The organism is Kitasatospora sp. NPDC001225 (assembly GCF_053597855.1).
Genome location: NZ_JBSFJC010000246.1, coordinates 1 through 5,836 on the forward strand (window position 1 = coordinate 1; position 5,836 = coordinate 5,836).

General features: G+C 72.2%; 7 protein-coding genes. 5 read left to right on the plus strand and 2 right to left on the minus strand.

Annotation, left to right across the window (positions count from 1 at the left end; genetic code table 11):
• Nucleotides 1–329, minus strand: a 329-nt coding sequence (locus ACWDCZ_RS38245; protein WP_449818351.1) for an NAD(P)H-binding protein, incomplete at its 3' end; no start/stop codon positions are given.
• Nucleotides 330–423: 94 nt separating this feature from the next.
• Here ACWDCZ_RS38245 and ACWDCZ_RS38250 point away from each other — a divergent pair.
• The 3 genes from ACWDCZ_RS38250 (at nt 424) to ACWDCZ_RS38260 (ending at nt 2,999) form a co-directional block, all read left to right on the plus strand.
• On the plus strand, nt 424–789 hold the full coding sequence (locus ACWDCZ_RS38250; RefSeq protein WP_049649118.1) for a winged helix-turn-helix transcriptional regulator: 366 nt from the start codon (nt 424–426) through the stop codon (nt 787–789).
• A gap of 168 nt (nt 790–957) precedes the next feature.
• Nucleotides 958–2,409 carry an eCIS core domain-containing protein gene (locus ACWDCZ_RS38255; protein ID WP_449818352.1) on the plus strand — a complete coding sequence of 484 codons (1,452 nt, stop codon included), beginning with the start codon at nt 958–960 and terminating at the stop codon, nt 2,407–2,409.
• Between the two features lie 179 nt (nt 2,410–2,588).
• Entirely contained in the window at nt 2,589–2,999 is a 411-nt protein-coding gene (locus tag ACWDCZ_RS38260; RefSeq protein ID WP_449818353.1) for a hypothetical protein, read from the plus strand.
• 317 nt (nt 3,000–3,316) lie between these two features.
• On the opposite strand, the gene ACWDCZ_RS38265 is transcribed toward ACWDCZ_RS38260, so the two are convergent.
• Nucleotides 3,317–3,772: a hypothetical protein gene (locus tag ACWDCZ_RS38265; RefSeq protein ID WP_449818354.1), complete on the minus strand. Its 456-nt coding sequence runs from the start codon at nt 3,770–3,772 to the stop codon at nt 3,317–3,319.
• Between the two features lie 467 nt (nt 3,773–4,239).
• Here ACWDCZ_RS38265 and ACWDCZ_RS38270 point away from each other — a divergent pair, with 467 nt between their 5' ends.
• Both ACWDCZ_RS38270 and ACWDCZ_RS38275 read left to right on the plus strand, forming a co-directional pair.
• Entirely contained in the window at nt 4,240–4,830 is a 591-nt protein-coding gene (locus ACWDCZ_RS38270) for an isochorismatase family protein (RefSeq protein ID WP_117485821.1), read from the plus strand.
• 376 nt (nt 4,831–5,206) lie between these two features.
• Nucleotides 5,207–5,776: an ADP-ribosyltransferase gene (locus ACWDCZ_RS38275; protein WP_443333952.1), complete on the plus strand. Its 570-nt coding sequence runs from the start codon at nt 5,207–5,209 to the stop codon at nt 5,774–5,776.
• Nucleotides 5,777–5,836: the final 60 nt, after the last annotated feature.

Sequence of the window (5,836 nt, forward strand, 5' to 3'; positions counted from 1 at the left end):
CGCGGGGGGCCCCGGGCCCGTCTCCCCACCCCCTCATCCCCTAGCTGCCCCCCCCGCCGCCCCCCCGCGGCCGGGCCCCGGGCTTTTGTCCGGCCCGCCCCGGCTCCGGCGGCGTGCAGGTCGCCGGACAGCAGCAGGAACAGCGCCTCCGCCCCGGCCAGCGCCGGTGCGAGGCCGGCCGGATCGGCCAGGTCGGCCGCCACGTGGCGGACACCGTCCGGCACGGGCGCCGCGTGCCGCGACACGGCCGTCACCGGCAGGCCCGCCTTCGCCAGCGCCCGCGTCAGCGGTCGGCCCACATTCCCGGTAGCCCCGGTCACCACGATCATGGTCAGCTCCTTTTGCCCGACGGACTCTGTGGCCTTCACGCTAGGAGCGGCGGCTAACCCTTGGTAAGGACGTACCTTGACGTAAGCTCAGGACATGGAGGTAGGTGCGCAGGACAAGCAGGCCGAAACCGGGCGGCGGTATGAGGTGTTTCACACCGACTGCCCCGCGCGCGACATGGTCGACCACGTGACCAGCAGGTGGGGCATCTGGGTGCTGATCTCCCTGCGGGCCAACGACCTCCGGTTCTACGAGCTGCGCGAGAGCATCCAGGGCATCAGCGAGAAGATGCTCGCCCAGACCCTGCGCGCGCTGGTCCAGGACGGCCTGGTCTGGCGGAAGGTCGAGCCGACGACGCCGCCCCAGGTCACCTACGGGCTGACCGAGTTCGGCCGGGACCTCGGCGAGCCGTTGGAGGACCTGTTCGGCCGGATCACCCGACGGCTGCCGCCGCGCGGCTGACGGTTCGCCCGGGTCGGGCTCGGCCGTCGGTGCTCGTCGGTGCTCGTCGGTGCGGACGTGTTGCCCGTACGGGCAGTGCATCGTGCCCTCGCGCCCCTTACCCGCGGGGGCCGCACCGGGTATGTAGGGGGAAGACCACGAAACTGCCGTCCCCACGAGCGGAGTTCCATGCACGCGCACGAGCCGACGAAGGACGAGAAGCAGCCGCAGCGCACCCCCAGGAGTGCGGCCACACGGTCCGGGGAGGCCCCGGGCAGCCAGGCGCCCGACGAGCTCCTCGGACTGCAGCGCACCGTCGGCAACGCGGCCGTCGTCCGGATGCTCCAGCGGAGCGGGCACGGGCACCGGCACGGCGCGGGCTGCGGCCACCAGCCGCCCACTGAGGAGCCGGTGCAGCGCTCCGCCGTGCACGACGTGCTGCGCACGCCGGGCAGGCCGCTGGACGAACCGCTGCGCCGGGACATGGAATCCCGCTTCGGCGCCGACTTCTCCGACGTCCGTCTGCACACCGGCTCCGCGGCCCGCGACTCCGCCGCCGAGGTGGGCGCCCGTGCCTACACCTCCGGCAGCCATGTCGTCATCGGCGACGGCGGCGCTGACAAGCACACCCTCGCCCATGAGTTGACGCACGTCATCCAGCAGCGCCAGGGTCCGGTGGCCGGTACGGACAACGGGTCCGGGCTGAGCGTCTCCGACCCCGGGGACCGCTTCGAGCGCGAGGCCGAGGCCAACGCGGTCCGGGTGATGAGCCGGATGCCCGAGCAGAGCGACCACGGCCTCGAAGAGGCCCCCGTCCAGCGGAAGGCGGACACCACGGCCCGGGGTACGGCGCGCGCCGCCGGCACGACGGCCGTCCAGCGCTACGCCCAGGTCACCACCGAGGAGTTGGGGCCCGCACGGGTCTCGCAGAACGGCCTCTACCTCCTGACCGCCGATCCCGCGGCGGACACCACCGTCATCTGGGTCGCGGAAGGCGCCCCGGCGCCCCGGTACTGCAAGGCCACCGGGCAGAGCGGGCAGATCGCGGGACGCACGTACGCGGAGTACGAGCCGAAGACGTCCTTCCTCGCGGACTGTGCCCACACCGCCGAGGAGATCATGCACCGGCAGCGGCTGGCCCTCGGGCAGGACGCCAGCGAATTCGCCCTGGGCGGCCACCAGTTCGGCCTGGGCGACGCGGAGAACGCGCAGGGAGCGGCGGCCTACGCGAACGCCCGGCCCGGCGGCCCGAACGCGAACGGCGAGGAACGGCCGGGCACCGGCCAGGCGTTCGCCATCGTGGAGACCGCGTGGGACGAGGACTTCGAGCACCCCGACAACACCAGCGGGTGGCCCTACCACGTGGCGGCGGTCGTCGCCGAGGACGGCGACGACCGGATCACCGTGGAGCAGGCCGCGGACGGCAACGACGCCAAGGCCCGGCAGGGGTACGAGGGCATCGTCGACATGTATACGGCGGGCACGGACCCGACCAACGGGCAGGCGCTGCCGCACAGTTTCCACGGGCGGAACACCGGCGGCCCGGTGCAGCACTTCTCGGCCGGCGCGATCACCGTCATCCTCCAGCCGATCAACGTGGGTGCTCTGACAAAGGAGGGCGGCAGCCGGAAGCTCATGTGATCCGGCCTGGCCTGTCCGCCCTGACCCTGATGGCGAACTCGCCTGCTGTTACAAGAAAGTGACGTTCCGTCCACAACCGACGTGCCCAGCGGGGCGTCCCTATAGGTGACAGAGCCCGAGTCACGTCGATCGCATCGATCGGGCCTCGGGCCGAACCCTCCTGTGAAAGGAGTGCACCCGTGATCGTCTCCAAGCGGAACTCCCTGCGCCTGGCCGCCGTGGCCACCCTCAGCGCGCTCACCGTCGGGCTGGCGGGCACCGCCATGGCGGCCACCCCGGCCGTCCAGCCCGTGTCCGCCGCCCAGTCGGCCGCCGCGCAGGCCGGCATCACCGCCAAGCCGTCGGTCTCCTCCGTCCAGGCGTGGCAGTTCTTCCGGGTCACCGGCACGACCACCGGCCTCAAGACCGGAAGCACGGTGACCCTGCAGCAGAAGCAGCACGGCGCGTGGGTCACCCTGCCCGCCTCCGTCCACACCAACAGCAAGGGTTCCTACTCGCTCGGCGTGAAGCTCGGCATCAAGGGCCTGAACGAGCTGCGCATCGTCAGCGGCAGCACCGCCTCGCCCGTGTTCACCGTCACGGTGCGCTGACCCGCACTCCCCGACGCGGACCCGCACGGCGTGCCGAGGTGGCCCGGCCCTGAGGCCGGGTAGCCGGATCGGTGCCGTGCGGGTCCTGGCGTGCTCGTACGGCCCGGCACCGGGGGATGCCCGGGCCGTACGGGGTGGGGCGCCCCTCGACCGACAGGCGTCGATGCCGCGCTGTCGCAGGTCCTCTGGATGGGTGTACCGAGTGCGTCGAACAGGCCGAGGGCCAGGCGCAGTTCGTGTTCGGCCCGGGGCGGGTGGCTCCTGGTGTGCCGCCTGCCCCGGGCCGCGAGTCGCGGAGAAGAGGGCCGTGACCGGTGTCAGCGCACGGTGACGGTGAAGACCGGGGAGGCGACGTCCCCGCTGACGATGCGCAGCTCGTTCAGGCCCGTGATGCCGAGCTTCACACCGAGCGAGTAGGCGCCGCTGCTGGTCGTCGGCACCGAGGCGGGCAGGGTGACCCACGCGCCGTTCTGCTTCTGCTGCAGGGTCACCGTGGTTCCCGCCTTGAGCCCGGTGGTCGTGCCGGTGACCCGGAACAGTTCCCACGCCTGGACCGTGGTGACCGACGGCTTGGCGGTGATGGTGGCCTGCGTGGCCGCCTGCGGGGTGGCGGGCTGGGGCGTGACGGACGGCGCGGTGACGGACGGCCCGGTGGGCGCGGGGTCGGTGGCGGTGGGGCCGGCCGCCAGGGCGGTGCCCGCCAGGCCGAGGGCGAGGGTGCTGAGGGTGGCCACGGCGGCCAGGCGCAGGCGGTTCCGCTTGGAGACGATCACGGGTACCCCTTTCCGGGGGAGGTGGTTGCTCGCCCGAAGGCGTGGATGCCGCGATTCGGGCTCTGCCATCTGTGGGGACGTCCTGGGCCGCCCATCGATCATGGGCGAATTGTCACCGGATAGTAACAGTCAGCGATCAAACCGGGTCGGAAGGCGACCGGGGCGCGCTCACTTCACAACAGTACGGAGTGCGGTCGGCGGCCATGACCGAAAGGTCGGAACTGCCCCGTAGTGAACCGCTATTGAACAATTCTGATTGCTGATGGTCATGAATGCGCCGATCCGCCCGGAATCCCCGCAGGTGCCCCGGCAGCCCGGTCCAGAGTCGGTCCGGTTCCCGTCCGGGTGAGCGGAGCCGCACCTCCGAGGTTGCGCGGCCCGGGTGAACATCACGCACGGGAGGCGCGGGCCGCCGTCCGGCAGGGCACGGGTGGGGGACCGAGACTCCCGTGAGAAAGGCCTGTGCCGTGGGGCGTGCACTGATCGTCGTCGATGTGCAGAAGGACTTCTGCGAGGGTGGGGCCGTTCCGGTCGGAGGCGGTGCCGGGCGGGCCCGCGCCATCGCCGAGCTCGTCGAACGCACCGCCGGCCGCGAGTACACGCACGTCGTCGCCACCCGCGACCACCACCTCGACCCGGGCGGCCACTTCTCCGACCACCCGGACTTCAAGGACTCCTTCCCCGTGCACTGCGTCGTCGGCACCGAAGGGGGCGAGTTCCACCCCGACTTCGCGCCCACGGCCGAGACGATCGTGGACGAGGTCTTCTACAAGGGCGCGCACTCCGCCTCCAAGAGCGGCTTCGAGGGCTTCACCTCGGACGGGACCGCCCTCGCGGACTGGCTGCGCGCACGGGACGTCACCGAGGTGGACGTGGTCGGCATCGCCACCGACCACTGCGTGAAGGCCACCGCGCTCGACGGGGTGCGGGCCGACTTCGCCGTCCGGGTCCTGCTCGACTACACCGCGGGCGTCGCCGCCGACACCACCGCCCGGGCCGTCGCCGAACTCGGCCGGTCCGGTGTCGAGTTGACCGGTGAGCCGGTCGTCGTCGGCTGACGGCGGGGAGGCGGGCCGCCATGGAGCGCGCCCGCCCGATCCACGCGGACCGGGACGCCTGAAGGCGTCCACCAAAGCCGTTGACACGCCCTCGATCGGGTGAGTTGCGGTACCCCCGGGGCAGCGGGCGGCCAGGGTAACGGCCGTGATCAACATTCGAATCCGCACGGCCGCCGGCGCGGTCGCCCTCGCCTGCGCCGTCGTGCTCACCCCCGAGGGCCTGGCCGCCGCCGCCCCCGCTGCCCAGGCCGACGCCGCCCCGTTCAGCTGTCTCGACCCCAGCGGGGAGGCGCTCTGGAGCGGCCCCCAGTGCGACGGCGTCATCGTCCGTGAACTCGGCACCGAGGCCGTCGCCATCGTCCTGGACGGCCGGCGCATCGACTTCGCCGACGAGGCCGAACTGCGTGCCGACGACTGCGCAGACCGGCCCGCCGTCACCCTCCCCGCCAGCACCTTCGAGAGCATCCCGGAGGGCCCGGACCCGCTGTACGCCGCCGTGGACCGCCGGGTGGACGTACCCCGCATCACCCCCACGCCGCACTGGCGCAAGAACTGCCACCCGCTCTTCCGCTCGGACGGCCGCGACCCGTCCGTCATCTTCGAGCAGGGCTTCGCGCCGAAGGACACCGTCAACGGCCAGTACGACATCACCAGTTACGTCCTGCAGAACCAGCCCTCGCCGTTCGTCAGCACCACCTACGACCCCGAGCTGTACAAGAAGTGGAAGAAGGTGCCCTGGGACTACTTCATCGACGCCCCCGGCGGCATCGACGTCAACGCGACCATCGGCGACCAGCACCAGTACGCCGACCAGGTGGAGGTCGCGTTCCCCGGCGGCGTGGACCGGCACTTCATCAGCCGGGCCTGCCCGGTCGACCGGGCCACCGCCTCCCTGGTCGAGTCCGGCTGCGTGGACAACCCGAACTACCAGCCCTGGCTGCACTGACCCGCCGGCAGTCCGCCGCCGACCGGCCGCCCGAGGGGTGTGGCGCGCCGCCACGGTACC

What these genes read in the sequence shown, in the direction of transcription:
- ACWDCZ_RS38255 (WP_449818352.1), top strand. Translation starts at nt 958, where the DNA reads ATGCACGCGCACGAGCCGACGAAGGACGAGAAGCAGCCGCAGCGCACC.
- ACWDCZ_RS38250 (WP_049649118.1), top strand. Translation starts at nt 424, where the DNA reads ATGGAGGTAGGTGCGCAGGACAAGCAGGCCGAAACCGGGCGGCGGTAT.